General features: G+C 63.7%; 36 protein-coding genes and 1 riboswitch. Of the genes, 15 read left to right on the top strand and 21 right to left on the bottom strand.

Features of this window, described 5'->3' with window-relative positions:
* Positions 1 to 123: 123 nt before the first annotated feature.
* Together LB529_RS01230 and LB529_RS01235 are read left to right on the top strand one after the other, a co-directional pair.
* Positions 124 to 1,011: an EamA family transporter gene (locus tag LB529_RS01230; protein ID WP_224633250.1), complete on the top strand. Its 888-nt coding sequence runs from the start codon at positions 124 to 126 to the stop codon at positions 1,009 to 1,011.
* Between the two features lie 387 nt (positions 1,012 to 1,398).
* Positions 1,399 to 1,905: a hypothetical protein gene (locus LB529_RS01235; protein WP_095770097.1), complete on the top strand. Its 507-nt coding sequence runs from the start codon at positions 1,399 to 1,401 to the stop codon at positions 1,903 to 1,905.
* A gap of 483 nt (positions 1,906 to 2,388) precedes the next feature.
* Here LB529_RS01235 and LB529_RS01240 read toward each other — a convergent pair whose 3' ends face one another.
* On the bottom strand, positions 2,389 to 2,619 hold the full coding sequence (locus LB529_RS01240) for a hypothetical protein (RefSeq protein WP_224709926.1): 231 nt from the start codon (positions 2,617 to 2,619) through the stop codon (positions 2,389 to 2,391).
* Positions 2,620 to 2,736: 117 nt separating this feature from the next.
* Here LB529_RS01240 and LB529_RS01245 point away from each other — a divergent pair, with 117 nt between their 5' ends.
* Positions 2,737 to 3,243, top strand: coding sequence for a hypothetical protein (locus LB529_RS01245; RefSeq protein WP_224633252.1), 507 nt, complete (start codon positions 2,737 to 2,739; stop codon positions 3,241 to 3,243).
* A 141-nt stretch (positions 3,244 to 3,384) separates the two neighbouring features.
* Here LB529_RS01245 and LB529_RS01250 read toward each other — a convergent pair whose 3' ends face one another.
* Together LB529_RS01250 and LB529_RS01255 are read right to left on the bottom strand one after the other, a co-directional pair.
* Complete coding sequence (locus LB529_RS01250) at positions 3,385 to 4,029, bottom strand: response regulator (protein ID WP_224524745.1); 645 nt, start codon at positions 4,027 to 4,029, stop codon at positions 3,385 to 3,387.
* On the bottom strand, positions 4,026 to 5,423 hold the full coding sequence (locus tag LB529_RS01255) for a sensor histidine kinase (RefSeq protein ID WP_224607395.1): 1,398 nt from the start codon (positions 5,421 to 5,423) through the stop codon (positions 4,026 to 4,028). The genes LB529_RS01250 and LB529_RS01255 overlap by 4 nt, the downstream gene beginning before the upstream one ends.
* A gap of 560 nt (positions 5,424 to 5,983) precedes the next feature.
* Here LB529_RS01255 and LB529_RS01260 point away from each other — a divergent pair.
* Complete coding sequence (locus LB529_RS01260) at positions 5,984 to 6,169, top strand: hypothetical protein (protein WP_224543959.1); 186 nt, start codon at positions 5,984 to 5,986, stop codon at positions 6,167 to 6,169.
* A gap of 394 nt (positions 6,170 to 6,563) precedes the next feature.
* Positions 6,564 to 6,779, top strand: coding sequence for a hypothetical protein (locus LB529_RS01265; RefSeq protein WP_224543958.1), 216 nt, complete (start codon positions 6,564 to 6,566; stop codon positions 6,777 to 6,779).
* 21 nt (positions 6,780 to 6,800) lie between these two features.
* On the opposite strand, the gene LB529_RS01270 is transcribed toward LB529_RS01265, so the two are convergent.
* The 3 genes from LB529_RS01270 to LB529_RS01280 form a co-directional block, all read right to left on the bottom strand.
* On the bottom strand, positions 6,801 to 6,956 hold the full coding sequence (locus LB529_RS01270) for a hypothetical protein (RefSeq protein ID WP_224709927.1): 156 nt from the start codon (positions 6,954 to 6,956) through the stop codon (positions 6,801 to 6,803).
* 155 nt (positions 6,957 to 7,111) lie between these two features.
* On the bottom strand, positions 7,112 to 7,492 hold the full coding sequence (locus LB529_RS01275; protein WP_224607402.1) for a YkvA family protein: 381 nt from the start codon (positions 7,490 to 7,492) through the stop codon (positions 7,112 to 7,114).
* 59 nt (positions 7,493 to 7,551) lie between these two features.
* A complete protein-coding gene (locus tag LB529_RS01280; RefSeq protein WP_036258067.1) occupies positions 7,552 to 7,734 on the bottom strand; it encodes a hypothetical protein in 183 nt (60 codons plus the stop codon).
* Positions 7,735 to 7,982: 248 nt separating this feature from the next.
* On the opposite strand from LB529_RS01280, the gene LB529_RS01285 reads away from it, so the two are divergent.
* On the top strand, positions 7,983 to 8,132 hold the full coding sequence (locus tag LB529_RS01285; RefSeq protein WP_095770090.1) for a hypothetical protein: 150 nt from the start codon (positions 7,983 to 7,985) through the stop codon (positions 8,130 to 8,132).
* Positions 8,133 to 8,180: 48 nt separating this feature from the next.
* Here the strand turns inward: LB529_RS01285 and LB529_RS01290 are convergent, their stop codons facing one another.
* The gene (locus LB529_RS01290; RefSeq protein WP_140846805.1) at positions 8,181 to 8,516 is read right to left on the bottom strand and encodes a hypothetical protein; all 336 of its coding nucleotides are present in this window, start codon (positions 8,514 to 8,516) and stop codon (positions 8,181 to 8,183) included.
* 309 nt (positions 8,517 to 8,825) lie between these two features.
* Between LB529_RS01290 and LB529_RS01295 the strand changes: the two genes are divergently transcribed.
* From LB529_RS01295 to LB529_RS01305, 3 genes are all read left to right on the top strand, one after another.
* Positions 8,826 to 9,092: a metal-sensing transcriptional repressor gene (locus LB529_RS01295; RefSeq protein ID WP_318012314.1), complete on the top strand. Its 267-nt coding sequence runs from the start codon at positions 8,826 to 8,828 to the stop codon at positions 9,090 to 9,092.
* 7 nt (positions 9,093 to 9,099) lie between these two features.
* Entirely contained in the window at positions 9,100 to 10,425 is a 1,326-nt protein-coding gene (locus tag LB529_RS01300; RefSeq protein WP_224709928.1) for a cation diffusion facilitator family transporter, read from the top strand.
* Positions 10,426 to 10,499: 74 nt separating this feature from the next.
* Positions 10,500 to 11,147 (top strand): dienelactone hydrolase family protein, encoded by a 648-nt coding sequence (locus LB529_RS01305; protein WP_224709929.1) that lies wholly within the window; start codon positions 10,500 to 10,502, stop codon positions 11,145 to 11,147.
* A gap of 14 nt (positions 11,148 to 11,161) precedes the next feature.
* On the opposite strand, the gene LB529_RS01310 is transcribed toward LB529_RS01305, so the two are convergent.
* The 3 genes from LB529_RS01310 to LB529_RS01320 form a co-directional block, all read right to left on the bottom strand.
* Positions 11,162 to 11,641 (bottom strand): hypothetical protein, encoded by a 480-nt coding sequence (locus LB529_RS01310; protein ID WP_224709930.1) that lies wholly within the window; start codon positions 11,639 to 11,641, stop codon positions 11,162 to 11,164.
* 252 nt (positions 11,642 to 11,893) lie between these two features.
* A complete protein-coding gene (locus LB529_RS01315) occupies positions 11,894 to 12,634 on the bottom strand; it encodes a CbtA family protein (RefSeq protein WP_224709931.1) in 741 nt (246 codons plus the stop codon).
* Between the two features lie 220 nt (positions 12,635 to 12,854).
* Positions 12,855 to 13,064, bottom strand: coding sequence for a CbtB domain-containing protein (locus LB529_RS01320; RefSeq protein WP_095770085.1), 210 nt, complete (start codon positions 13,062 to 13,064; stop codon positions 12,855 to 12,857).
* Positions 13,056 to 13,205: riboswitch (adenosylcobalamin (AdoCbl) riboswitch) on the bottom strand. Its footprint overlaps the gene before it by 9 nt.
* Positions 13,206 to 13,288: 83 nt before the next feature.
* Here LB529_RS01320 and LB529_RS01325 point away from each other — a divergent pair.
* Positions 13,289 to 13,861: a histidine phosphatase family protein gene (locus tag LB529_RS01325; RefSeq protein WP_224709932.1), complete on the top strand. Its 573-nt coding sequence runs from the start codon at positions 13,289 to 13,291 to the stop codon at positions 13,859 to 13,861.
* Between the two features lie 151 nt (positions 13,862 to 14,012).
* Positions 14,013 to 14,285: a PilZ domain-containing protein gene (locus tag LB529_RS01330; RefSeq protein WP_140846743.1), complete on the top strand. Its 273-nt coding sequence runs from the start codon at positions 14,013 to 14,015 to the stop codon at positions 14,283 to 14,285.
* A 3-nt stretch (positions 14,286 to 14,288) separates the two neighbouring features.
* Here LB529_RS01330 and LB529_RS01335 read toward each other — a convergent pair whose 3' ends face one another.
* Both LB529_RS01335 and LB529_RS01340 read right to left on the bottom strand, forming a co-directional pair.
* Positions 14,289 to 14,756: a methyltransferase family protein gene (locus LB529_RS01335; RefSeq protein ID WP_224709933.1), complete on the bottom strand. Its 468-nt coding sequence runs from the start codon at positions 14,754 to 14,756 to the stop codon at positions 14,289 to 14,291.
* Positions 14,757 to 15,027: 271 nt separating this feature from the next.
* Positions 15,028 to 15,552, bottom strand: coding sequence for a DUF6428 family protein (locus LB529_RS01340; protein ID WP_411962411.1), 525 nt, complete (start codon positions 15,550 to 15,552; stop codon positions 15,028 to 15,030).
* A 42-nt stretch (positions 15,553 to 15,594) separates the two neighbouring features.
* On the opposite strand from LB529_RS01340, the gene LB529_RS01345 reads away from it, so the two are divergent.
* Genes LB529_RS01345 through LB529_RS01360 form a run of 4 tightly spaced genes read left to right on the top strand, consistent with a single transcriptional unit; the run spans position 15,595 to position 18,285 of the window.
* On the top strand, positions 15,595 to 15,945 hold the full coding sequence (locus LB529_RS01345) for an ArsR/SmtB family transcription factor (RefSeq protein WP_224709935.1): 351 nt from the start codon (positions 15,595 to 15,597) through the stop codon (positions 15,943 to 15,945).
* A gap of 49 nt (positions 15,946 to 15,994) precedes the next feature.
* Entirely contained in the window at positions 15,995 to 16,687 is a 693-nt protein-coding gene (locus tag LB529_RS01350) for an aquaporin (RefSeq protein WP_224709936.1), read from the top strand.
* Positions 16,684 to 17,097 carry an arsenate reductase (glutaredoxin) gene (gene arsC, locus LB529_RS01355; RefSeq protein WP_140544977.1) on the top strand — a complete coding sequence of 138 codons (414 nt, stop codon included), beginning with the start codon at positions 16,684 to 16,686 and terminating at the stop codon, positions 17,095 to 17,097. The genes LB529_RS01350 and arsC overlap by 4 nt, the downstream gene beginning before the upstream one ends.
* Positions 17,098 to 18,285: an MFS transporter gene (locus tag LB529_RS01360; RefSeq protein ID WP_224709937.1), complete on the top strand. Its 1,188-nt coding sequence runs from the start codon at positions 17,098 to 17,100 to the stop codon at positions 18,283 to 18,285.
* A 212-nt stretch (positions 18,286 to 18,497) separates the two neighbouring features.
* Here LB529_RS01360 and LB529_RS01365 read toward each other — a convergent pair whose 3' ends face one another.
* The 9 genes from LB529_RS01365 to LB529_RS01405 all read right to left on the bottom strand — a co-directional run bounded on the left by LB529_RS01365 (position 18,498) and on the right by LB529_RS01405 (position 26,467).
* On the bottom strand, positions 18,498 to 18,782 hold the full coding sequence (locus LB529_RS01365; RefSeq protein ID WP_095770076.1) for a photosystem reaction center subunit H: 285 nt from the start codon (positions 18,780 to 18,782) through the stop codon (positions 18,498 to 18,500).
* A gap of 81 nt (positions 18,783 to 18,863) precedes the next feature.
* Complete coding sequence (locus tag LB529_RS01370; protein WP_224709938.1) at positions 18,864 to 19,277, bottom strand: MAPEG family protein; 414 nt, start codon at positions 19,275 to 19,277, stop codon at positions 18,864 to 18,866.
* Between the two features lie 59 nt (positions 19,278 to 19,336).
* Positions 19,337 to 19,822, bottom strand: a complete 486-nt coding sequence (locus LB529_RS01375) for an SRPBCC family protein (protein WP_140847962.1) — start codon at positions 19,820 to 19,822, stop codon at positions 19,337 to 19,339.
* Positions 19,819 to 20,136: an ArsR/SmtB family transcription factor gene (locus LB529_RS01380; RefSeq protein WP_224709939.1), complete on the bottom strand. Its 318-nt coding sequence runs from the start codon at positions 20,134 to 20,136 to the stop codon at positions 19,819 to 19,821. Before LB529_RS01380 ends, LB529_RS01375 begins: the two co-directional genes overlap by 4 nt.
* A gap of 309 nt (positions 20,137 to 20,445) precedes the next feature.
* Positions 20,446 to 20,775, bottom strand: a complete 330-nt coding sequence (locus LB529_RS01385) for a DUF2934 domain-containing protein (protein ID WP_224524699.1) — start codon at positions 20,773 to 20,775, stop codon at positions 20,446 to 20,448.
* 406 nt (positions 20,776 to 21,181) lie between these two features.
* The gene (locus tag LB529_RS01390; protein WP_224634570.1) at positions 21,182 to 22,291 is read right to left on the bottom strand and encodes a mandelate racemase/muconate lactonizing enzyme family protein; all 1,110 of its coding nucleotides are present in this window, start codon (positions 22,289 to 22,291) and stop codon (positions 21,182 to 21,184) included.
* Positions 22,292 to 22,344: 53 nt separating this feature from the next.
* Positions 22,345 to 24,783 carry an FAD-dependent oxidoreductase gene (locus tag LB529_RS01395; protein ID WP_224709940.1) on the bottom strand — a complete coding sequence of 813 codons (2,439 nt, stop codon included), beginning with the start codon at positions 24,781 to 24,783 and terminating at the stop codon, positions 22,345 to 22,347.
* A 145-nt stretch (positions 24,784 to 24,928) separates the two neighbouring features.
* The gene (locus LB529_RS01400) at positions 24,929 to 25,927 is read right to left on the bottom strand and encodes a L,D-transpeptidase (protein WP_224709941.1); all 999 of its coding nucleotides are present in this window, start codon (positions 25,925 to 25,927) and stop codon (positions 24,929 to 24,931) included.
* Positions 25,928 to 26,239: 312 nt separating this feature from the next.
* A complete protein-coding gene (locus LB529_RS01405) occupies positions 26,240 to 26,467 on the bottom strand; it encodes a hypothetical protein (protein WP_095768463.1) in 228 nt (75 codons plus the stop codon).
* Positions 26,468 to 26,555 lie beyond the last annotated feature (88 nt).

A 26,555-nucleotide genomic window follows, 5' to 3' on the forward strand; every position in this document is an offset into this window, starting at 1 on the left:
TCCGCGCCAGGATGACGAAGGCGTAAACCTCACTCTCTTGTCCCACCATCCGCCCCGCACTGCCTCACGACAGCGCGGTGCCCGCGCCCTATCTCCATTCCCGAACCAGGGATGGAGCCAGGATTGACCTCGACGCAGACCGCGAAGCCGGAAACCCATGTCGGCGCAATGCCCGTTCTGGGGCTGCTCGGCGCCATCCTGTCCGTTCAGGTCGGCGCCGCCTTTGCCAAGGGGCTGTTCCCGGTGCTGGGCTCGGAAGGTACGACCATGCTGAGGCTCGCCATCGGCGCGCTGATGCTGGCGGCGGTGCTGAGGCCCTGGAAGGTGCTGCCCTCGCGGAAAACCCTGCCTTGGCTCGCCGCCTACGGCATCACGGTCTGTGCCATGAACATGTTGTTCTACGCAGCGCTCCAGCGCATTCCGCTCGGCATCTGCGTGGCGCTCGAATTCACCGGGCCGCTGTTCGTCGCTATGCTCGGCTCCCGGCGCATGCTCGACCTCGTCTGGGTGGCGCTGGCGATAACCGGCATCGTGTTGCTCTCGCCCTTTGCCGATGCCAGAAGCGGGCTCGATCCGCTGGGGGTGGTGCTGGCGCTCGCAGCGGGCGCCTGCTGGGGGCTCTACATCATCTTCGCGCAGAAGGCCGGCGCCGAGCTCGGCGTGCGCACCTCCGCCTATGGCATGGCGATCGCCGCCGTGCTGGCGCTGCCTTTCGGCTTCAGCGCCGCTCAACCCTATCTCGCCGACCCGCACATCATGGCGGGCGCGGCCGTGGTCGGCCTGTTCTCCAGCGCGCTGCCCTTCTATCTGGAAATGCTGGTGCTGGCGCGCATGCCGGCCAAGGTCTACGGCATGCTGGTTTGCCTGGAGCCGGCGGGCGGCGCGCTGACCGGCTTCCTGTTTCTGCACGAGAAGCTCAACCTTTTGCAATGCGCGGGCGTCGCTGCCGTCATTGCTGCCGCCTTCGGCACGGCAGTCGCGGCGCGGCGGCCGGTGCCTTTGCCGGCCTGAATCCATCTTTCGGACCGGGGCAATCCCGGAAAATGCGCGAGACGGCAGGCTCGGCGCCTCGCAGCGGTAATCCATCCTGAGCTGCTTCGAAACAAGGACGTGCGATGGTTTGCCGTTTCCGTGAAACGGTGAACCGCTTCGGCACCCGCAGCTCGTTAAGGGGTTGGTTGGCTTTGGAAAAACACCCCCGTGGCGGCAACATCCGACCGCATCCGGTGGTTGAAATAAGACCTAAGTCCTATAGCAAAATTGCAATAGGTCCGAATGGACAAGACATGGGTCGTGGGCCACTTCCTTATGCACTGCTGATTGGGGATGCTTATGCTGCGATATTGCCGGTGGGGTAGTTCGGCCGACGGGCTGAAGGGCTGGCATGGGGAGAACCGAATGCGCACATCGCGCGGGGGCTGCAGGCTAGTCTTGCCAGCGCTGGCTGCGTTGGCGCTTGTCGTCGCGCCTGTCAGTCTCTCCGTCGATGGTCTCGTCGTGACCAAGGCCTATGCCGACAAAGGCGGCGGTGGTCATGGCGGCAGCGGTGGTGGAAACGGAAGCGGCGGCGGCAACAGCGGGAACGGTGGCGGAAATAGCGGCGGCAACAGTGGAAACGGCAATAGCGGCGGCAACAACGGAAACAGCAATAGCGGCAGCAACAACGGCAAGAGCAATAACGGCGCGAGCAGCAGCGCGGCAGGCACCGCGGATGTCGATAGTCATGTGAACGCCGTTACCGGCGACAAGGTCGAGGCCACTAGCAGCAGCATCCAGGTCACGCACCGCAATGGAATGAAGGAGACGATCGAGAACGGCCGGTTCAGGATGGAAGACAAGTACGGACGCACCATCGTCGACCGCAGGGCTACCATGGCCGATCTCAATCGCCTGAAGAACTTGTGAGACAGAGTTTGTGGGAGTGAGGTTTTATCCGGATTAGATCTTAAGGGACCGAAGGTCAGCGCTGCAAAATCAGGTTGCCACCTTTTGCTTCGTCTCTGCGGTCCTGATCGTCTTGCGATGGAACTTGGCTACTCACCTTGCCCCCGCCTTCGTGCGGGGGTAATTTTTTGCGCCGGGAAAGCCTGTCCGTTGCGACATTGGTCAGCTATGGCGCCGGAAATGGTCCGACGGGTGGGGGCAAGGGTCGTGGGCCGCTTTCGTCGCCCCGCCGGAATGTGAATTCTCGCCGGATCAACACACCGGTTCCGCCTCGGCATGCCGCGAGCGGAATTTCGGCATGCCGAGGCGGAACCGGAACGAGGAGAAAAGATGCAAAACCTTCCCTTCGGAAAGCTCGTCTGGTTCGCCTTGCGCGCTTCGACCGCACTGGCGCTGACCGTGGCGCCCTATCACCTGGCGCTCGATGGCGCCAAGCTGGTCCCGTCAGCGGCTTACGCAGAGGGCGAAGGTGGCGGTGGCGAAGGTGGCCATGGTGGTGGCGGCGATGGCGGCCATGACGGTGGCGGCGATGGCGGCCATGACGGTGGCGGCGATGGCGGCCATGACGGTGGTGGCGACGGCGGCCATGACGGCGCCGACCATGACGGCGGCGACCATGATGGCCAGGGTGGCGACCATGATGGCGATGGCGACGACCACGGCGAACATGATCATGGCGAAACCGCCGACGATCAGGGTGATGACAATGATGATCAGGGCGAAAACGACGACGGCGCCGTTGCGCCTTTGATCGCGCCCAACTAGGCCATGAAGGCGACCAGGTCATTCAGGATGGTCTGGTTTTTCCTGCGCGCTTCGAGCGCGCTGGCGCTGGTGCTTGCGCCATGGCATGTCACCTTTGGTGGCGTGCCCGGGATCGTCGCCGCCACGGCCTATGCCGGCAACGGCAATGGCAATGGAGGCGGGAACGGCGGCAATGGCAGTGGCGGCAATTCGGGTTCCGCCGGCGGCTCGAATTCCGGCAATAGTGGCGACAACGGCAACAGCAATGGCCAGGGCGACAACGGCAATAGCAATGCCGGCGCGAGCAACCCCAATGCCGGGCCGGGCAACAACAGCGGCAAGGGCAATACCAATCCCGGCGGCAAGAATAGCTACACCAATGCCGCGACCGGCGACACGCTTTCGATCGACGGCGATAAGGTCACCGTCATTCATCGCAACGGTATGAAGGAGCAGGTCCAGAACGGCCGTTTCGAGATGACGGATGCGCAAGGCCGCACCATCATCGAACGGCAGGCGACGGAGGAGGACCTGTCGCGCCTGCTGAACTTGTGAGCGTTGAGAGTTGAAGAACTGGGGAATTGAAGAACTGAAGAACTGAAGAACTGAAGAACTGAAGAACTGAAGAACTGAAGAGTCCTGTCTTATCCAGTTTCCCGATTCCTCAATTCCTCAATTCTTCAATTCCCCAGTACCTTAGTGCCTTTCCCTCGCCTCATGCATCAGCAGCGCCGCCTCGGTGCGGTTGCGCACGTTGAGCTTGGCGAGCACCCTGGTCATGTGATGCTTGACCGTCTTCTCCTGCAGCGACAGCCGGGCGGCCACCTCCTTGTTGCTCAATCCTTCGGCGACCAGTTTCAGGATCTCGGCCTCGCGGCCGGTGAGCTGACTGAGCGGATCGGGCTTGCTGCCGGTGGGCTGCAAAAGGTCGGAGAGCAGCCTGGCCGAAAGGCTCGGCGATACGTAGCTCTGGCCGTTGGCGACATCGCGCAGGATCTCGGCCAGCGCCTTGGAGCCCACGCCTTTCAGTACATAGCCGCGCGCGCCGGCCTTCAGCGCCTGGGCGACATCGGCATTGGTCTCCGATACCGTGAGCATGACGATCTTCTGTTCGGGCATCGCTGAAAGGATACTGGCGAGCGCGTTGAGACCGCCGCCCGGCATGCTGATGTCGAGCAGGAGAATATCGGGCGCGCTGGCGCGCGCCAGCCTTTCGGCGTCCTCGGCGCTGGCGCCTTCGCCGACAAGCTCGAAGCCGCCGATTTCGCCGAGGCTGCGCGCCACGCCCTCGCGAAACAGGGGGTGGTCGTCCACTATTGCGATGCGGATGGATGTGCTCACGGTTGCTCCTCGACAGACAAGGCAATCACCAGTCTTGTTCCTTCCGGGCCGGACAGCGTCTCGAACTGCCCGCCTATGCTTTCGATGCGTTCCCTGAGACCCGCAAGCCCAAGGCCCTCGCTTCGGGCCGGGTCGAAGCCGGGACCGGAATCCATCACCTCGACCAAAAGCTTGCCGCCTTTCGTCGTGGCTCTGACCTGCTGGCCCTTGCCCTTGCCATGCCGGAAGGCGTTGTTCAGGCCTTCCTGCACGAAGCGATAGACGCTTATCTTTTCCGAGGTGCCGAGTTCCGGCAAGCGCTCAGGCAGGGTTAGCAACACCTTGGTGCTGGTGCGGCGCTCATGCTCGGCTACCGCCAGCCGCAAAATGTCGGCGATGGCCTGCGCCTCGATCTGCGGCAGCACCAGCCCGTTGCAGATGCCGCGTATCTCGCGCATCGCTTCGCCGAGCGTCTTGTGTATGCCGGCGATCTCGGCTTCGCGCAGCTGGCTGGACGTGGCCGGGTCGACCAGCGCCGGGCTGTCCATCCTCAGCGCGGCAAGCGCCACCAGTTGCGCCGGTCCGTCATGCAGGTCGGCGCCGATGCGCCTCAGATACCGCTCGTTGATCGCTGTGGCGCGGCGCGAGGCGCGTTGAACGCGCTGGCGCAGCGACGAGTTCTGCGCCAGGGCCGTCTGCAATTCGGAAACCTTGGCCTCGAGCGCAGCCTGCTGCGTGACGATGGTGCGGCTGCCGCGGAAAACGATGCCAGAGAGCAGGGCGAGCGCCGCGGCGGTGGCGGCCGCCACCACCAGCCATGTCCACAGCAGAGCCGAGTGGAGCGATTCCTCGAAGTCGCCGGATAATTCGTAGAATTCGCTGACAGCCACGACCTCGCCGGACCACGGCTCGCGCACCGGGTTGTAGATTTCGAGCAGCGGAACGCCCATCGACCGCTCCTTGTCGTCTTCCTCGTCCTCGAGCCTGTTGTATTTGACCATGACGTTGCCGGCGAAAGCGGCGATGAGGTTGGCGTTGGGCCTGATCTGCTTGCCGATCAGGCTGGCATCCTTGGAGTAGAGGATCGTTCCGTCGCGCCGCCACAGCTTGAACGAGACCAGCCTTTTCCCGAGCGCGCCCTGGCCCAGCGTCTCGTCCAGCGCGCGCTTGACGGTGTCGTCGAGTTCCTGGCTCTTGCGCATATCGGGCAGCAAGGGTGCGATCACGCTGTCGACATAGAGCGCGGTGGTGGCGGCGGAATTGTGCAGGACCCCGTCACGAATCTGCGATGTCACCCACAGCCCGACCACGAGCATCACCGCCAGAAGGCCGATACCGCCCGCGATCACGAACTGCCAGGCCAGAGAGAGCCCGCTCCAGATTCGTGCAGGTCGTGTTAAATACCTCCCAAACATCGGCACCATTCACCCACCCGTCCGCGACAGTATAGGTGAGGGGAGGCAATTGCGACACCGACCTTGGTCCGTGCCCGTGGGAAAGGTTAATGGCAGAGCAGGTTTGGGCGCACGCCGACGGGCGGGCTTTGATTCGCAAGCAAGGAGGCTGCTTGCTCCGCCGGGCGGCAAAGCCAGCGCCATTCCTGTTGACGGAGGAGACGCGGGCCGGCTGCCACTTGAAATTACAGGTTCTTTTGCAATGCCGACACAACCACCAATCAAGCCCCGGCTCCAGACCAACGGCATATGCCCCGCGGGATATAGCGCCACACCGCTGATGCCTTGGCCTGGCGCGGTCTCTTCATCGATCGTTGTGGATGTAGACATATAGCGGCGACCTCTCGCGGGCGGCCCGGCTTGCAACCCGTCCATATCGGCGGGCGGGCCGCTCTTTCCCGACATGAACTGCGGACGTCGCGGCAAAAATTTGCCCCCAAAAGAAGTCAGGATCAAGCTGTTGATGGGTCGAACAACCGCCGCATATACAATGGGCTTCATCACGCTGTTGGCAACGCAGTATGGACGTCGGCAAAAAAAAGCAAAAAACAAACCAGCGGTTGTCGATTTTTGAGCTCGAGGCACTGCGGGAAGCTTTCAGGCAGTCCGTTCGCGAGAATGACGTCGCGGAAGCGGAATGGGCGCAACACGCCGAGCTTTTCGTCAAAAGAGCGCTTCAAGAAGACGGCCGTCTTACACGAGTTTGAGCGTTCGGGCGCCTGGAGCGATTCCAGGAAAAGTCTGCGCGTTTTTCAGCCTTGGAGTTGCGGCACCGCGGCTTCCAACCGGTCGGACCATTGCGCCGGCGCATAGGACCTCAGCAACAATTGCGGGCGCAGCGGGAAACCGACACTCTATCCCTGCGCCGGCTCCCCCCAAGGAAACCCAAAGGTCGGCGCTTCAGCCCGGCTTGCCAGTCAAAGAGCCGTACTCTTTTACCGCCAAGGCAAGCCGGGCTACCCCAACCGCCGGTCCGGCACTTTCAGCTCGTTTGTCCCATCGGTAGCAGCTGGCAGCCTTGGCCCCACGGGTCATTGCAATGCGCAGAGGGTCATCCGCTTTCGCGGAACGAAAAGGGGAGTCGGCGCGTTTTCCGCCGCGATGTCGAGGACTCCTCACCATCACAAGGCCGAAAGCCCTTTTCAGGCTTCCGAGGCGGAGCGCCTGGCGCGTGCGCAAAAGAATGCCAGGCTGAAGGATCTTCGCACCCACGCTTCATGGCTCGTGCTCGATCCGCAGGCTCACTTCCAGGAGGTGATCGACTGTTCGGCATTGCTCGGCGACCTGCCGATCCGAAAGGTCGCCGGCGACGGTTAGGAATTCCGTGCTTTTCAGGCTTCAGGCGGGCTGGAGCCGGGCGGCGTCCTGTCGCGATATCTCGATCAGTCGCGCGATCGCCAATGGCGCCATCAGCGCAAAGAACGCCGTGACATCGAAGAGGATCGACCGCGCCAGATCGAACCCGCTGTGGTCGTAGCAAACTGCGAATTGCATCACGCCTGACCCTTTTTGACCCTGCACACTGCGCATGTGGCTTCGCGCGCGCCAAAAGCATGACCCTGATTTACAATAATTACAAGATGTCGCTAATCTAAAGATGGCCGCGACAGGCCGATGCAATCGAGGCCGTCTGGTCGGCCCCGAAGCATTCAGGCCGGCTTTGGCCAGAACAGCCAAGTGAGCGCCAGCGCCGCCAGCACCCAGAGCGCGATCATGAAGGCGAGCCCGGCCTTGCTCACCGGCTTCTCGCGTCGCACCGCCTCTTCGCGGAATTCCTGCATCAGATCGGGCGGGACCAGCCTGACCGCGAGCATGATGCCGACGGGCACGATCACCAAGTCGTCCAGGTAGCCGATGATGGGGATGAAGTCCGGGATAAGATCGACGGGGCTCAGCGCATAGGCCGCAACCGCACCCGCTGTGGCTTTTGCATACCAGGGGACACGCGGATCGCGGGCCGCAATCCACAGCGCCATCACATCGCGCTTGATCCCTCGCGCCCATTGCTTTGCCGAGTCGAAAGCCGACATGCGCCTATTCTATAGCTGTGCGGGTCTTGAGGCCATTCAGCGATGGCCGGCTCGGCCCCTCAGGCGCAATCCTTCAGTTCGACAACCTCGACGCCGAGGCGGAAGGCCTGGCCATCGGCATAGGAGCGCGCATATTGCTCGGCTTCGAATGGAAAGATGAGCGTTGTGCCGTAGGCGGTGACGCGCACCGTCCACTTCTGGCCCCTGACGAGTTCAACGCCGTGAAGCTTCGCCGTAACCATCTCACCCTCCTCAGATCCGGCACTTCAGCGACATCGGCATAACGTCGCGAAAGTCATTTGAATACAAATAATCCGACTCAATCGTGTCGTTACGGTGTCGCTTCCGACATTGGGTCGTTTGCGTCCGTGAAATGGTTCACCGACAGCAGCGCTTTTTTTGCCGGCGGGCCGTGACTGGGCGGCAAGGCCCTGCTCGGAACCGCGAGGGCCCCAGGCGGATTAGAGTCCTGATTCACAAGGAGACCGCCATGATCCGCAAGCTGAAATCCGGTGAATACCGGCTCTATTCGCGCAAAGTCGATCCCAGAACCGGCAAGCGCCGCAACCTGGGCACCTTCAAGTCCCGCGAAGCGGCAGAAAAGCACGAACGCGAGGTGCAGTATTTCAAGCGTCACTAAGGCAGTCCACCGCTTCACGGCGAGGAGGATCGCGCCTCTGCTACCGGTTTACCCGTGTGGTCTCGGCGGGGTGCGCGGGCGAGGGTGGCCGGGCACGTTCGAGCCGATATGGTCGAGGTCGCAACGCCTCGTCACCATTTCGACCGAGTTGGTGTCGACCGTCACGCGTCCCAGCACCTGCACGGTCGTGCGTCCGAGATCCTCGTCGACATGCACGACGTCGCCTTCGAGTCTGAGCTTGTCGCCTGGCTTGGCATTGGGCTCGGCCATCGAATAATTATGACCATCGCCGTCGAGCTTCAGCATCACGCGGTCCTTGATGCGCTCGATCACGGTGGCGATGACAGCCACCCGGTCGCCTATCTCCACTGCGGGCCGTGTCATTGCGGCCTCCTTTCGCGCGGTCTCTGGCCGCCAGAGCCGCCTGGCCCCACGGTAGGTGGCGGCAGCCGCTAAAATAAACGGCAAACCAAGCATTTGGTTGCCGCGGGGCTGCCGCTCGCCGCAGCCGGTTGATCACATGAAATCGGGATTTCGCGGCAGAGACTGCCCCGCGGGCCAAGGACCTGCTGCGTCGGCGAGCATCTGCCAGCGGGCACGCTCGGCTGGGCGGCGAGTCCAGCCCTGCCGCGGGCTAGCCTCGAGAGTTCGAGGCGTATTGTCTGTTGGCAATATCCTACCCAGGGGGATAGGATGTTTGCCATGACGATACACAGCTCCCATCCCGATATCATCGCCCGGCTCAAGCGAGCGCATGGCCATCTCGCCGCCGTGCTCACCATGTTCGAGCAGGGTCGGTCCTGTCTTGACCTCGCGCAACAGCTCCACGCCGTCGAAAGCGCGGTCGGCAATGCCAAGCGCGAGCTGATCCACGACCATATGGAGCATTGCCTTGTCGAAGGCGGCGAACCGACCAGGGACACGCTCAAAGAGCTGAAGCAGCTCACCAAATATCTATGAGGCGGCGATGTGGGAAAAAGCGCTCGACTGGTTCGGCTTCGGTGCGCACGGACATCATGGCGGCCACGGCCACGACCACCTTGGGCCGCATGGCCATACTCATGGCGTGATCGACGGGACTATCGCCACCACAGACCGCGGCATCTGGGCGATCAAGTGGTCGTTCGTGATCCTCGCGGTCACGGCCGCGCTGCAGATCGTCGTCGTGATGCTCTCGGGCAGCGTGGCCCTGCTTGCCGACACCATCCACAACGTCGCCGACGCGACCACCGCCATCCCGCTTTGGATCGCTTTTGTGCTCGTGCGCCGCAAACCGACAAGGGCCTTCACCTACGGCCTCGGCCGGGTCGAGGATCTCGCCGGTATCATCATCGTGCTCATCATCTTGGCCAGCGCGCTGGTGGCCGGATACGAGGCGATCAATCGCCTGTTCAACCCGCAGCCGGTGCATTTCCTTGGCTGGTTGGCCGTCGCCGGCATCATCGGTTTCCTCGGCAATGAAGCGGTGGCGGTTTTTCGCATCCGCGTCGGTCGCCAGATCAACAGCGCGGCGCTGGTTGCCGACGGCTATCACGCCCGCACCGACGGCCTCACCAGCCTGGCCGTCGTTGCCGGCGCGGCCGGCGTCTGGCTCGGTCTTCCGCTCGCCGATCCAATCATCGGCCTGCTCATCACCGTCGCCATCTTCGCTATCGTCTGGCAATCGGCGCGCTCGGTGCTGACCCGCATGCTGGACGGCGTCGAGCCCGGCCTCGTTGACCAGATTCACCATGCTGCCGACCATGTCGCCGGGATCGAAAAGTTAGCCGACGTCAAGGCCCGTTGGCTCGGCCACAAGCTGCATGTCGATGTTACGATCGCCGTCAATGACGGCCTGCTGCTTGCCGCCGCGAACAACATCGCCGCATCGCTCAAGGCCGAGCTCTTCGCGCACATCCCGGCGCTCGACGTCGCCACGGTGCACTTTGCCGAGTTGGAGACGGAGGCCGGCCACCATCATGCGCCGGATCCGTTCCTTGTCGACGGCAAGCTAGCCAGCGGGCTGCTCGAAATCGTCGACACGCCGCAGGGCGAGCGCATGCGGCTGCGCCTGTCGCGTCACGCCGAGGGCCTGCGGGCGAACGTCCCTATTGAAAGGGCGGACGGTGCGGTCGAAAGCCTGCCGCTGTCTCCGGTCGGCGGCGACCATCATTATCTGCAGAGCCTGGTCGCGCCGACCGAACCGCATGAATTCAGCGTCAGGCTGCAACTAGCGGCCGGTCCCGACACCGAGGATTTGCCCTTCGCCATGGCCGAACCGCAAGGTCACCATCACGAGCGCGCGCATGGATGAGAGGGTGACGGCGCAGGCTTCGGAAAGGGCATGGCTGGTGGTGGGGATTCGATAAGCCGGATAAAAGACGATCATTGCCCGAGCTCAACGCGATCGGCCAGGCGACGCCGAAGGGAAAGCGGATGGCTGCTATTGTACTCTTTCACTCGGCGCTGGGCCTTCGGGCGGTGGAGCATCAAGCTGCTGAGCGCATGCGAAACACGGGGTACGATGTTGTGACGCCGGACCTCTACGCAGGGCTGACTGCGGCATCGGTCGACGACGGGCTTGACTTGATGAGCCATGTTGGGTGGGAAACCATCTGCGACCGCGCCAGGGTGGCGCTCCTCCAGACTTCTCCAGACGCGGTGCTCGCTTGCCATTCCATGGGAGCTGGCGTGATCAGTGCCGTTTGGTCAGAACGAGTCGCTGCCGCCGGCATTGTGCTGCTGCATGGCCTTGCTGATATTCCCAGCAATGTTCGCCGACACGTCCCGGTCGCGGTCCACGTCGCCGACCCAGATGCATTTGCTCAGCCAGAACAAGTTGCCGACTGGTCGGCGTCGGCGAAGCGCTGCCACGTCAGGGCAGAAATTTTCACCTATCCGGGGATCGGCCATTTCTACACCGATCAAGCGCTGCCGGATTACGATGCGTCCGCAGCCGAGCTGACATGGTTGCGCGTTCAGGCTTTCCTGAAAACGATCGCACGCAAGACCGGGAGCGGTTCGGTGATTCCGTGAAACGCTGAACCGTTCTAAGCAGCGCCGGCTCGCGGAGCGGGTGAACGGAAAATCGACCATGCGGCGGCGCCGAACGCCGCCACCATGGCGAGGATCACCGCAAGGCTCGGCAAGTGGAAGAAGATGTCGCGCCATCTGGGCTCGACGACCGCGCCGGTGCTGAAGGCCTCGCCGCTATACTGGCACAGGATCCACGACGCGCCGCTACGCACCATCTCGGCATCGATGTCCGAGATCAGCGCCTTCGCGTTGCGTTCGGCCGAGGGCATCGTGGCCATATGGGCGAGCAGCGCCTTGGCGGCGGCGAGATAGGCGTGGCTGCATTCGTTGAACGGGCTTTCCTCGTCGCCGAGGCTGCCCGGCATCAAGCCCCAGAGGCAATAGGTGAATTGCAGATTGCCGTGATTGTAGAGCCGCCGGAAGGTCGGGTCGGTCGCGGTCTGGCGCTGGGCGAGGTCGAGGATCTCGCCGCGATAGCGCGCGATGACGGCCATCTGGCCGTGGGTTAGGCTGGGGATCTGGATGCCGGGAGGAGGCGGGGCCGAGGACCCGCCATGCGCTTGCGCGGATGTGGCGGCCAGAAATGCGAGCAGCGCCGCAACCGAGCAATTCCAGGAAAAGTGTGCGGCGGTTTTCCGTCCGGAATTGCGAGAAAACGAAAGACCAAAGTGGCTCTGCGGTCGTACCGACCGTTGAGCCGCGTTGGCCGCCAGGGCGCTGAACCGTGGCGGCCAACGCATCGGATTTCAGGCGTAGCGGCGTGCCGGGCTGCGCTGGTCGCGCACCGCGACCACGCGTTCGGCAACCGCGCCGAAGCCGAGCCCGACGACGGTCCACAGCACCAGCTGGATGCCGAGCGAGGCGACGCGGAATTGCCACAGCACCGTCGCCGAGAAGTTCTCAGGCACCTCGTTGATGTCGGGCAGCGCCGCCTTCACCAAAGCGAAGACGACGAGGAAGGCGAGGCCCGCGACGATCGAGGCGTTCCAGGCGCCGAGTTGGTTCCACAGCCGCTGCGCCAGGCCGACCGCCGCCACCATCGCCGCGATCGAGACGACGATCATGATGAAGAACAACTCGGTGCGGTAGCCGATGGTCTCGGCGTTGCCGACCGCGGGCGGGTTGGCCGGATATTTGAGACCGGGCACCACGATCACGGCCAGGAAGCCGAGCAACGCCAGCAGCGCCGAGGTGCCGCGCGGTCCGAGCGAGCCTAGCCGGCCATAGGCGTAGGCGAAGACCAGCGAGAACAGCCCGCCAAGCGCGGCGCCATAGATCAGCACGCCGGTCGCCAGGCCGATGCCGGCCTGCGTGGCGCGGCTGACCATCTCGGGCTCCGGCGCCTCGCCGGCGGCCTGGGCCTGCTGTTCCTCGAAGGCGATCGCCTTGTCGACCTGCGGCTCGCCATAGACGCGGGCGAAGGCGAACGCCAGAATCCCGGCGACCAGCCCGACAAGCATGCCGCGCAGCAAAAGTTTTCCAACCATGTCACCAATCCCTCCAAGCAATTCCAGGAAAAGTGCGTAGCGGTTTTCCGTCCGGAATTGCGTTAAGCCAACCAAGCAATTCCAGGAAAAGTGCGTAGCGGTTTTCCGTCCGGAATTGCGTTAAGCCAACCAAGCAATTCCAGGAAAAGTGCGTAGCGGTTTTCCGTCCGGAATTGCGTTGGATCAGAATCGAAAGCGGGTTCAGCGATGCCGAACCGCTTTAGTGGCAGGGGAAGCCGAGCAGGTGGCGGCCGTCATGCACGAATTCGTGCACATAGGTGCCGCGGATCAGCGAAGTGGCGCCTTCTTCCGCGCCGACGAAATAGATCGCCAGCATCAAAAGCAGCCCGCCGAGGATGGCCCAGGGCAGAAGCTCGCGGACCGGAATCGCAACCGGGCCGTAGCTGGGGGCGAAGGTGGTGTCGGACATATTGACCTCCCTTGGGATACTGCGTCCCGTTGATCGAGTGCTGCGGAATAAGGCCTGACTTTCGGCTGGTGCCGATCACAGTGGCGCGACCGTGCCGGACTCGCACCGGCTTCCAATCCCGTATAGCATTAAGACACTTGTCAGTACTTCGTTCGCCTGTCAACGACATGTAATGGCGGCACGGCTTCGTGAGGCCTGTTTTTCGCTGTGCCACGGAGTTTTTCATGCTTGTCCGCCTGACGATGATCGCAAGCGGAGCGACGCCCGGGATGCGCAAGGGCCGCTTTCCGAACGATGAGCCGCCGGAGCCGCGCGCCCTCGATCGCGCCGGCGCGCTGGCCGCTTCGCTGCGTCGCGCCGACCGTGTCTGGACAAGCCCGGCGCTGGCCGCGCGGCGGACGGCGGAGGCGCTCGGCCTTAACGCGACGGTCGAGCCGCTGCTTGCCGAGCAGGATTTCGCGCGCTGGGCCGGCAAAGGTTTCGAGGAGGTGCAGGCCGAGGATCCCGAAGGCATGGCGGCCTGGATTTCCGATCCCGGCGCCGCGCCCCACGGTGGCGAATCGCTCGCCGCTGTCGCCCGGCGGGGTGCTGCGCTGATGGAGCGGCTGGCCGGCGAAAGCGGTCACACCGTCGCGGTGACGCATGCCATGCCGATCCGCGCCGCCATGGCGCATGTGCTCGGCGCGCCGCTTTCCTCGGTCTGGAAGATCGACATCGAGCCGCTGTCGCTCACCGAGTTCCGCAGCGACGGCCGCCGCTGGGTGCTGCGCGCGAGCGGCGTCACTGTCGCCGGCTGAACGCCCGGGCGTGAACGCTCCATCCGTGAACCCGGCCGGCATATCAAGCCGGCACACCACTGTTTCAGTGATCGCTAACGGAACGGAAACGCCTCGCTGCTATCGTGCTGCCCCATGGCAAGGAGGACCTTGCCTGAGGAGCCCGCCGGATATGGCCAATTTTCCCGAGATCGAACGCCGTCTTCATGCGCGCGAATTCGTGCTCAAGGAAGCCACGATCATCGCCGCCGGCGTCAGGATCGGCTGCTCGGTCAGAAATCAGCACGAGCAGGGCGCGGAATTGCGCGTCGGCGCCAATGTGGAGATCCCGGACCGCTTTCTGCTCGAGGTCCCGGCCGACGATACGGCCTATCGCGCTTTGGTGCGATGGCGGCGCAACGACCGCGTCGGCGTGGCGCTCTACAGCAACGCGCCAAAGGACTGATGCTCAAAGATAGCGGCGCACGCCCGCCCTGTAGGCGCGGTAGGGTTCGCCGAACTTGCGTTCCAGATAGGCCTCTTCGCGCAGCACCACGCCGTAATGCAGGATGGGGAAGCTCGCGATGGTCGCGATGACGGCCCACCAACTGTCAAAGAGCAGCCCGATCCCGAGAAGCAGTCCCATCAAGCCGACATAGAGCGGGTTGCGGGTGAAGCCGAACGGGCCGCCGGTGATGATCGCGGTGGTCGGCAGCGTCGGGTTCACATTGGTGCCGCCGCGCAACATCGTCGAGCGTCCCCAAGCGATGATCGCAACCGCCAGTACTGCCAGCACTACGCCGAGCACGATGGTCAGCGGGCGGCCGCCGATCGCCAGCGGCCAGACATAGCGCAGCGCCAGCATCGCGATCAGCGCCACGAGAAAGAGCAGCGGCGGAAACACCACCACGCCCGGATTGTCCGCTTTGTCATCCATAGCCATCTTCATCGACCAGGCGCCATTGCCGCCACTATGCACGGACGCGCATCGTCCAGCAATTCGTGACTTGATCCTGCCTAGGCGATGTGCAGCCCGGCATATCGGGAACACAACCGTGGCGCGCGCGTTCACTATCGCCGATCGACAGGGATTGCGCGGATGAGCAAGACAGCCGTTTGGGTGGCGCTGATCGCCATCGTTCTCGTGGGCCTCTATTTGTTGCAGGCCAATGGCATGATCCGGTTCTGATCAGGGCGGCGCGTCACCATTAGCGGGCTCCACAGCAGCGACTCCCTCCGCACCCGCTCGCTGCCTTCTGTTCTTCCAGCCAGCGGTCGCGCGGCTTGCAGCTTGACGGCCGTGGCGACAGCTCGACCTCAACCGTCCCGCCAACAAGGCTCGGCTGGGCTGCCCGGTGCAGTTCGATGGGGCGCACGCCGTCGCTGACCTCGAAGGTCAGCTTCGCCGCCTGATCGAGAGCGACATGGTCCGAAACCTTGCGGATGATCGCGGCGAACTTGCCGGCTGGCATATGGACCGGTCCGCCTTGGTCCACGTCCCACAGCTGGACGAATATCTCCGACCATGATTCCGGATTCGCTTCGCAATCCAGCGCCGAGAACTGTCCCGCCTTCACCTCGGTGACGTGGTAGCCAGGCTTTACCGGCCGCCCGTCATAGCGGAACACCAGTGGCCTGTCCTTATGATCGGCCAGCGCCATCAGCAGATCGCCGATGGTCAGGTCGGAGGGATCCATAGGAGCGATGTTTTTCCGATTGTCAGAAGAGAGCATGTCGGCTATTCCTCATTTCAATATTTCAAGGATTGTTGAAACGTGGATGAACGTCAAGCCCTGACCGCCTTTGGCGCGCTGTCGCAGGAAACACGGCTGCGCCTGCTGCGGCTGCTGGTCGTTGCCGGCCCGGAAGGCATTGCCGCCGGCGCGCTCGCCGAGCAGGTCGAGGTCTCGCCGTCCAATGTCAGCTTCCACCTCAAAGAACTCGAGCGCGCCGGTCTTGTGACCGCGCGGCGCGATGCCCGCTCGATCGTCTACAGCGCCGAGTTCGACGCGCTGTCCGGATTGATCCGCTTCCTGATGGAGGACTGCTGCTCGGGCCGGCCGGAAATCTGCGCGTCGGCGCTTGCGGCATCTTGCTGCCAGCCGGGCGAGGAGGCCCGGCAATGACCGTCACGCCCGCTATCCAACTCCCCATTGTCCAATCCAGGGTCGACCGATGAACACTTTCGATCTGCCGCGCCGGTTTGCGGCTGAAGCTTTGGGCACCGGTCTGCTGGTGGCGACCGTCGTCGGTTCCGGCATCATGGCCGAGACGCTGACGCATGACACCGCGCTGGCGCTGCTTGGCAACACGCTTGCAACCGGCGCCATGCTGGTGGTGTTGATCACCATCCTCGGGCCGATCTCCGGCGCGCATCTCAATCCGGCCGTTTCACTGGTGTTTTGTCTCAACCGGTCGCTGCCTGCTCGCAATCTCCCTGCCTATCTGTTCGCGCAGGTCGTCGGTGGAATCGCCGGCACGATCGCCGCGCATCTCATGTTCGCTCTACCGGCGCTGGAGGTCGCGACGAAACTGCGTGCCGGGCCGGCGCAATGGTTCTCGGAAGTGGTCGCGACATTCGGCCTTGTCACCGTCATTCTCGCTGGGCTCCGCTTCGAGCGGCGGGCCGTGCCGTGGCTGGTCGGGCTCTATATCACAGCGGCCTATTGGTTCACGGCATCCACTTCCTTCGCCAATCCCGCCGTCGCCGTGGCGCGCTCACTCACCAACACTTTTTCCGGCATCAGGCCGCTCGATCTGCCCGGCTTCGTCGTCGCCGAATTGCTCGGCGCCCTGATCGCGCTCGCATTGATGGGCTGGCTGCTGCGGCCCGCGGCCATTTCGCAACCCTTGAAAGCAGAGCCATGACGGTCACGATCTATCACAACCCCGACTGCGGCACCTCCCGCAACACGCTCGCCATGATCCGCGCCAGCGGCGAAGACCCTGTCGTGATCGAATACCTCAAGACGCCGCCGGGCCGCGAAAGGCTGCTCGAACTGATCGCCGCGATGGGGATTTCTGCGCGCGAGTTGTTGCGGGAGAAGGGCACGCCTTACGCCGAACTCGGCCTCGCCGATCCGAAATGGAGCGACGATGAGCTGATCGATTTCATGCTCGCCCATCCGATCCTTATCAACCGGCCCATCGTCGAGACGCCGAAAGGGACAAAACTGTGCAGGCCGTCGGAAGCGGTGCTGCCGCTGCTCGACAATCCGGTGCGGGAGTTCGTCAAGGAGGATGGCGAGAAGGTCGCCTATCCGCCAGGGCAAGCCTGATTGGAAGCCACCGCGCCCATCGCACACAACCGCCGCGTCCTCGTTACGGCTCTTGGCATCACGCAGATTCTCGCCTGGGGATCATCCTACTACCTGCCCGCGGTGCTTGCCGCGCCGATTGCTAGAGATACCGGTTGGTCGTTCGCCTCGGTCGTTGCCGGGCTATCCTGCGGGCTCCTGCTTGCCGGGCTGGTGTCCCCCGTCACCGGGCGGCTGATCCAGCGCCACGGTGGGCGGCCGGTGCTTGCCGCCAGCTCGTTGCTGCTGGCTGCTGCGCATTTGCTGTTGGCGACGGCGACCGACTATCCTCTTTATCTGGCTGCATGGCTGCTCATGGGCTTGGGCATGTCGAGCGGCCTCTACGATGCCGGCTTCGCCACACTCGGCCGCCTCTATGGACAGAGCGCGCGCGGCGCCATCACCAACCTGACGTTTTTCGGCGGCTTTGCCAGCACCATTTGCTGGCCGATCAGCGCCTTCCTTGTCGAGCATGGCGGCTGGCGCACCGCCTGCCTTGCCTATGCCGCGATCCATTTGGCAATCTGCTTGCCGCTCCATCTGTGGATAATACCGTCGCCTCCGGCCGCCGCGCCTGCGCCGGTCAAAGACAGGTCGAAAGAGGCATCGGCCACCGGCAGAGCGCGGGCGCGCTTCATTCTGCTGGCCTCCATTCAGACCTTGGCCGCACTGGTCGCGTCCATGCTCTCCGTGCATCTGCTGACGCTGCTGCAATTGCGCGGCGCGAGCCTGGCAGCCGCCGTCGGACTTGGCGCGCTGGTCGGCCCTTCACAAGTCGGCGCTAGAGTGGCGGAGCTGCTGATCGGCCGCAACCGGCACCATCCGATCTGGACGATGCTGACATCCGTGACGCTGCTTGCCGCCGGAATCTGGCTGCTGCTGACGAGCCAGACTTTCGTTGCTCTCGCCTTGATCCTTTATGGCGCGGGTAACGGCATCCATACGATCGCGCGCGGCGCGCTGCCGCTGGTGCTGTTCGATCCGCAGCAATACGCGGTGCTGATGGGCAAGCTCGCGACGCCCAGCCTCATCGTCCAGGCGGCGGCTCCGTCCGTAGGAGCGCTGCTTCTTGGCACGGGCGGCGCCAATTTTATCCTGACCACGCTGGCGCTCGCGGCAACGCTCAACGCGGGGCTGTGTATTTGCCTGCTTGCGAGCATGCGCCGCTGATCCTTGAAGCGGTTCATCGCCCCACGAAATCGCCGACCTGTCCCGGGCTTTCTCGCCGCTCCAGAGGGAACCCGCCACACATTTTTGACGCGACGGCAATCCGCGTGACGCTCGTCGGGCGACAAACGAATACCGCGCCGCGCAAAAAACCCGACCCGGCAATTGCCGGGCCGGATTCCCTTGACTGATTCACAGTCGCGAGGCGTCCCTGTTCAGTCGCGATGCTCCGGCATCGCCTTGAGCTGATCCTTCGTCCAGCTGGTGACTGCATGCACGTCGCCGTCCTCGTCGCGCATAAAATCGAGCTGGCTGGCTGTGACGGCCACCGGCTTGGCGCCGATGCCGAGAAAGCCGCCGACATCGATGACGACTTGGCTGCCGTGCAGGTGGTCGACCGAGCCGATCTTCTCGTCATCCGGGCCGTAGATGGTGGCGCCTTCGAGGATGTCGGGCGTCAGCTCGGCACTGGTCAGTCTTACGTGGCTGGTGTGGTCCATGGCGCATCTCCTGTGGTTGTACAGGGATGAACCTCTGATCGGGGCGAGGGTTCCGCCAACGGAGCGAAAAGCGAGCGCTGCTCAGCGAAGCGCTGCCCAGCCCGTCACGAGGACGAGGACAAGCGTGACCACCGCTCCGGAGACATAGAGGATCGTCCTGACGCTGCCGCCCTTGGCGGCATTTCCGCCGCGCAGGTAGATGATCATGTGGACGAGACGTAGCGCCAAGTGAACCCAGACGAGCACGGCGAGCGTCACCGGCTCGACGCCAACCATCATCGCCAGCAACACGGGCACGACGAAGGGCGCGAGCGCCTCGACCGAGTTCATGTGGACGCGATCGATCCGGTAAAGAGAGTTGTCGTCGTCCGCCGGGATCACCGGCCCTGAAAGCTTGCCTGCAAAACCCTTGGACGAGCCTGAGTAGATCGCCAGCGCGACCGACTGGAGGCAGAGCGCAAGCACGCCGAGGGTGCTCAACCAATAGGCTTCCATTGTTTCCAGTGCTCCTCCGATCGCCACCATGCGGGCCATGCCCCCAGGGGGTGCCGCTGTCAGGCCGCCCGGGAAAAAAGCGCCTGGAACCGCTGCAGGTAGAGCGGCCAGCCCTGATCGCCGTCGACCCCGCTGCGTACGCCTTCCCAGCCTTGGCCATGCCGTTCGATATGGCGGTGCTCGATTTCGACCCGGGTCCGGTTTTCCGCCTCGGCCGTAAAGCGGACCTCCCACTCGCTCGTCCTGGCGAGGTCGGTTTCGATCTGCCAGCGCGGGCTGATGTCCCAGCTCAGAAGCAGCCGGTCGGGCGGATCGTAGGCCAGCACGCGGGCGAAGCGGCACTCTGAGCCGTCGACGCCACGGTCGTAGACATGGCCGCCGACGCGCGGCTCGAAGATCGTTTCCGCGATCGGCACGGCAAGCAGATTGTGCTCGCGCGGCTTGAAGCTGCCGAAATCCTCGGTGAACACCTTGAAGGCGCGCGCGATCGGCGCCTCGACGACGACGGAATGCCTTACGGGAGCAGGTGCCGGTTGCTTGATCATGTCTCGTCCTTTGTCGGTTGCTCGACGGCCAGCTTGTAGGCCGCGAGCGTCTTCACCCAGAACTGGTCGATCTCCGCGCGAAACGCCGCGAGCCCGTCCGGATCGATCCGGTAAATGCGCTCCTTGCCGGAGCGTGTATCGGCCACCAGCCCGGCATCCTTGAGCACCTTCAGATGCTGCGAGACCGCCGGCCTCGTGACCGGCAACAGATTGGCGAGCCCGCTGACCGAACTGGGTCGGTCGACCAGCAGTTCGAAGATCGTGCGTCGCGTCTGATCGCCGAGCGCAGTCCAGTATTTCGCGTTAGTGGCCACTAACGCGAAAACTAGGACGGTGCGTCTGACCTGTCAACCCGGATGGAGAGTGCCACCTGTGGCCGGTCCGATTGGCTGGCCAACCGCCTCTTGATGCAAGATTTTTCCGTTCATTTCCGTGAATCAGCGCAAACGCCGGGGATTGGTGGAGGCCGCCCCAACCTCGTCATTCTATGGCGGAGCAAGGAGCGAAGCGACGCGGCGCAGACTATAGAAATGACGATCGCGATGGCGTTTCGGCCAATCTCCAACGCGTGCCACCTGCCAACGCAAACAGAGCCGACCGGTCAAAATCTCAATGCAGTGCCACTAATCGACACCGCGCTTGCGTGCTTGCAGATCGCGCGCCGCTTGCTCGATCGCAGCGCGGTCGTTGCCCAGCCTGTCGAGCAGCTCTTGCGCCTCGTCGCCCGAAATGCCGGTGCGCATGGCAAGCGCCTCCACCGTCAGCACATCGGCGCTGTCGATCTCGCGCGTTTCTGGCAGCGCATCGTCTGCCGTCATCGGCAGGGCGGCCTCGCGGTCGATCTCCAACTCCGCCTGATGCCAGTGCCGTTCATGATTGCCCAGGATGCCGCCCTCGCGCTGAAAGATCTCATAGGCGCGCTGCCTGATCTTTTCGGTCCGATCGTCGTCCATCGCCGTTCCTCCTTGCGTGTCACAAGAACGCAGGACAGGGCAGAACGATCCGTGGCATCGCGAAGGTGATCGGGTGCTGTGCTGCCGGTTAACATGCCGGGCGCGGCGACAATCGCGCAGGTGGTTCCCCCACTCCGTCTCGGCGCTGCGCGCCGAGCCACCTCTCCCCCCTCCGGAGGGAGAGGAAACGCCAATCGCCGGAGGCGAGCAATGGCAATCGCCAAGTAGAGAGGAAATAGCAATGCCGAGGTCGCGACGTTGCCGGTCAGCATTTCCTCTCCCTCCGGAGGGGGGAGAGGTGGCTCGGCGAAGCCGAGACGGAGTGGGGGACGGCGCTGAAAATTATCGGCCACGTCCGCGGCCATTCCGATCCGAATAGTAAGCCTGGCTGCCCGCCGCTTGCCCCTTACGGCCCGTATATCGCCACCGCTTTGCCGAACATGCCAGGCTCCGGCTTTACGCCGAGCCCCGGCCGTTGCGGCACGGCGATGTGCCCTTGCTTGATGACGACCGGCTGCTTCTGGTCGAAATGGCCCTTGATGTATTCCTGGGCGATCCAGGCTCCTTCCATGCGGCGCGGCTCGACGGTGGCGGCCAGATGCACGCAGGCCGCCGCGATGATGTCGCCGCCCCAGGCGTCGTCGCAACTGTGCGGCAGCGAGCGGATGGCGCAGAGATCGCGCACGGTCGTCATCTTCGTCAATCCGCCCAGGCGCGTCACCTTGAAGCCGAAGCCGTCGGCGATGCCCAGCGAGATCGCCCGCAGCACCGCGTTCTGATCCTCGGTGCTCTCGTCGAGATAGATCGGATGCGTCATGCGGCCTTTCAGCGTCGCGATCTCGTCCATCGTGTTGCAGGGCTGCTCGAAGACGAAGGGAATTTGCTGGCAGACCCGGTCGAGATGGATCGCTGCGGCCACCGTCAGGCCTCGGTTGCCGTCGACCGCGATGCGCGCTTTGTAACCGACCGCTTCCCAGACCTTGTGGATGACGGCGACGTCTTCCTCCAGGTTGCGGCCTCCGATCTTCACCTGTAGGCGCGGATAGCCGGCCTTCACCTTATCGGCGGCGATCCTCGCCGTCTCGTCCGGGGCGCCCACGATCAGCGAATAATAGGCCGGCACGCGGTCGGTCAGCGCGCCGCCCAGCAGCATCGAGACCGGCACGCCGAGTTTTTGGCCGAGCAGGTCGAGGAACGCCATGTCGAAGGCGGCCTTGGCATAACCGTGGCCGTTGAGCCGCTCTTCCATCTGTTTGGCGAGCAGCCTGATCGAGGCGATCTCCGAACCGATCAGCCCCGGGGCGATTTCGGCGATCGCGGCGCGGGCGCCCAGCGCATGATGCGGCTGGTAGACCGGTCCGATCGGACAGGTCTCGCCCCATCCGGCAAAACCGTCATCAGTAACGATCTCGACCAGCGTCGAGTCCAGCGCCTCCACATCGGCGCTGGCCATCCGGTAGACGCCGCCTTTGACCGGCAATTGCGCCGAATAGACGTTGATCCGATCGATACGCATAGGGCTTCCCTCCGAAGGACACGTCGGCAACGGGGCCTTTGTAGCCCCGCCGATTACATCCGCGCCCTGGCCGAGGTCGGATCGTAAGGCGAATCCGCGATCACCTCGGCGACCTTCCAGTCACCCAGGATTGCGACGTCGAGCTTGGTGCCCGGCTTCGAAAACCGCTCGGGCAGCAGCGCCAGCGCCACGTCATGCCCGAGCGCGTAGCCATAGCCGCCCGACGTGATGCGCCCGACCAGCGCGCCGTCGCTATAGAGCCCTTCATTGGCAAGCGTGCTGGCGCCGTCGGTTTCGATCCTGAGCGTCACGGATCGCCGCTGGTCGTTTCGCTCCTTGTATTTCAGAACCGCGTCGCGCCCGACGAAGTCGCCCTTGTCGAGCCGGATGAAGCGCTCCAGCCCGCTCTCCAGCGCGTTGAGCTCCGGGTTCATGTCGCGATACATGGCGCGATAGGATTTCTCGAGCCTGAGCGACTCCAGCGCGTGCAGTCCGACCAGCCGCATGCCGTGCTTCTCGCCTTCCTTGAGGATCGCGTCGAGTAATCGCCGCTGGTAGGGCAGGGGATGATAGAGTTCCCAACCGAGCTCGCCTTCATAGTTCACCCGCAGCAGCCGCACGTCGCTTGCCAAGGCGACGCTGCCGGTCTTGACGCCGAACCACGGAAAATTTTCGTTGGAAAGGTCGATCTCGGTCAGCGGCTGCAGCACCTCGCGCGCCTTGGGTCCGACGACGGTAAAGCAGCCGCGGTCGTTGGTGACGTTCTTCAAGGATACGCTGCCGTCGGCGGGAAGTAGTCTGGAAAGGTCGTCGAAGTTCCAGCGTTCGGCACGCGGCGTCGAGATCAGGTAGAACAGGTCCTCGCCAAGCCGCGCCACCATATATTCCGCCTGCACGCCACCGCTGGTGGTGAGGTGATGCGCCAGCGTCACCTTGCCGACGGCCGGCAGGCGGTTGGCGATGATCCGGTCCAGCCAGGCGGCCGCGCTGGGACCTGACACCTCGAACTTGGTCATCGGCGTCATCTCGACCAGGCCGACGGCGCTGCGTACCGCCTGCACTTCCTCGCCGACAAGATTCCCCTTGGGCGTCCAGCGCCAGCTATATTGGTCCTTGGCCTCGACGCCGTCGCGCGCGAACCAGTTGGGCATTTCCCAGCCATTGAGCACGCCCCAGACCGCTCCCAGTTCCGTCAGCCGGTCATAGGAAGGCGCGGTCTTCTGCGGCCGCGCGGCAGGCATGTCCTGCCCCGGGTATTTCTGTTCGGCATGCGTGCCCCAGGCCTCGCGCACCTTCTCGCGCGTCCACTCCTTGTTGGCGTAGTCGCCGAAGCGGCGCGGGTCGAGATCGGATGTATCGATACTGTTGCCGCCTTCGACGATCCGCTCCGACAAATAGTAGCCGATCGCTCCGCCCCACAGGATGCCGCCCGGCACGCCTTCGGCCAGCCAGACATTGGGCAGGCCGCAAGCCTGCCCCATCAAGGGCAGCTCGTCCGCCGTCATCTGGAACGGGCCACGCACATTGGCCTTGATGCCGACGCGCCCGAGCGCAGGCACCAGCTGCAGCGCCTGCTCCCAGTTCCACGACACCGCCTCGAAATCCTCTTCCAGCAGATCGGCGCCGAACCAGGACGGCACGCCATTCTCGGCGAAGAGTTTCAGGTGTTCGGTGCGCTCATAGGGACCGAACATCAGCCCGTCGCCTTCTTCGCGCAGATAGCCCTCGAAACCCTCGTCGCGCAGGATCGGCATTTCGGGCCGGCCGGCGCGCTTGCGCTCCACCACCTCCGGCACCGCCTCGGTGATCCAGTACTGGTGCAGGATGGGGATCGCCGGGATCTCCAAGCCAAGCAGCGCGCCGGTCTGGCGCGCGTAATTGCCGGTGGCGCAAATAACATGCTCGCAGGTGATGTCGCCCTTGTCGGTCTCGACCAGCCATTCGCCGGAAGCGGTCCGCTTGAACCCGGTGACCTCCGTGTTGAGATAGACTTTTGCGCCGAGATCCCGCGCGCCCTTGGCCATGGCATGCGTCACATCGGCCGGCGCGATATGGCCGTCATCGGGATGGTAGAGCGCGCCGAGCATGTCCTTGTTGTCGAGCAGCGGCCAGAGCTTGCGCGCCTCGTCGGGGGTGAGCAATTGCGCCCGCATCCCCTGCACCTCGGCCACGCTCATATAGCTCTTGAACTCGTCGAGTCGGTCTCTCGAATTGGCGATGCGCAACTGTCCGCATTTGTGCCATCCGACCGGCTGCCCGGTCTCCGCTTCGAGACCCTCATAGATTTCGATCGTCTTTTTGATCATCCGCCCAACATTGATGTTGCGGGAATAGGACGGAATCAGCCCCGCCGCATGCCAGGTCGAGCCGGCGGTGAGCTGCGTGCGCTCGAGGAGCGCGACATCGGTCCAGCCGCGCTTGGCCAGGCCATAAAGAATACCCGCGCCAACGCATCCGCCGCCGACGATCACCACCCGCGCATGTGCTTGCATCGAACCACCAAATCCGGACCATTCTCCAAACCGCGCCGTCGAAGCTACAGGCGAGGCAAGGCGGTGTAACGTTCTGAAAAACTGAGGATGACGATAAATTGAGCTTATGCAGCGATCCGCGATTGGCGGATCGCGACCCGGCATCTCACTGCACTTGCCCGTCCTGCGCCGTCTCGTCCTTGAAGTCGACTTTGGTGCCCGGCTTGACCATGGCGGCGAGGTCCTCGGCGTCCCAGTTGGTCATCCGGATGCAGCCATGCGAGAAGGTGGTGCCGATCTTGCCCGGGTCGGGCGTGCCGTGGATGCCGTAGCTTTCGATCGAGAGGTCGATCCACACCGATCCGACGGGATTGTTGGGCCCCTTGGCGATGGTGAAGGGATGCCTGGTCTTCACCCCCTTGAAGGCGAATTTCGGGTTGTAGCGATAGGTCGGATTGTGCACCACACGCTTGACCTCGGCCGTGCCGCTCGGCGCCGGCTTTTCCTCGCTGCCGATCGAGGCAGGATAGACCGCGAGCGCTTTGCCCGAAGCATCGAGCGCGCGCACCTGGCGGGCACCCTTGTCGACCTCGACGCTGGCGACGGCCGCGGGAGGATCGCCACGGCCGACATCGGGCACCACCAACGTGGTGTCGGCCTTCCTGAAACCGGCTTTGGGATTGAGCAGCCTCAGCAACTGTTCGCTGACATGGAAGCGCTCCGCCAGTTTTTCCCGCGCGTTGCGATAGCCGAGCCGCTTCAGACGCGCCATCCGCTCCATGCGGGCGGGAATGCGCCTGGTGAACGGCCCGCGCACATCCTTGGCCGTGACCTCGTAGTTTATCAGCACCGGCCCGGCGAAAGTCGCCGCGAGCTTGTCCCAGGTCTCGCGGGTGAGCTTGCCGTCGGAGGGCAGTCCGTTGGCCGCTTGGAAGGCTGCGACGCCCTTGGAGAAATTGTCGGAAAGGCGGCCGTCGATCAGGCCGGGGGAGAAGCGGGCGCGATCGAGAAGGATCTGCGCTCTGAGCACCATCGGATCGACGCCCTTCGGCTCGCCCTCGCTGAATTGCGCCTGGTTGACAGCGGCGAGGTCGAGCTTGGCTGCCAGCGTCCCGCCGCACGCGAGCACCAGCGCCAATCCAGCGATAACAAGCAGCCTGATCATCGACGTCACTCCAGGATCGCGGCAAGAGCCTGTCTCTATGACGCGGCACGGCCGATGTGGTTCCTGTCGCGAGGAGCCGCACGAAGATCATCACGAGTGTGCGCTTTCTCCCATATATGTCTGAATTTTAAGCTGGAAACCAGTTCCCATGAATGCAGAGAACTGGCATTATGGTCTCAGGGCCTGCGCATTTTCTTATTCCATGGCCCCTTGTCCTGGTAACCGGCGGCTCCCCAACACCCCCCGCCCATGCCGTCGGTTGCCCTGTTGCGCGCTTTTCTGAGCCCGGACGGCTGCGTCAGCAGCGGCTAATCATCGGCTGGAATTAAGCTTCTGGATACGTCCCTTATCCAGCCGGAACACGCCGTCGGTACCGCCTTGCTGCTCGAAGTCGGTTTGAAGCTCGTCCCACGTGCCGAGATATGCGCCGCACTCGGCGCAATGGATCGGTGTTGCTGGCTGGGCATCGGCCGGGATCTGCAGACGAATGGTGCCGCAAAACGGGCATTCCAGTTTGTGGTCCAGATATTCGCCAGCCATTTTGCGGAGCATCGCGCAACAAGCACGTCTTCGCAAGCAGGGAATTTCCGGCGAGCTTTGCTTCAGCCGGGTCGATCTTCGAAAGCAG

This window comes from Mesorhizobium sp. CA5, from assembly GCF_020165105.1.
Classification (GTDB): Bacteria; Pseudomonadota; Alphaproteobacteria; order Rhizobiales; family Rhizobiaceae; genus Mesorhizobium.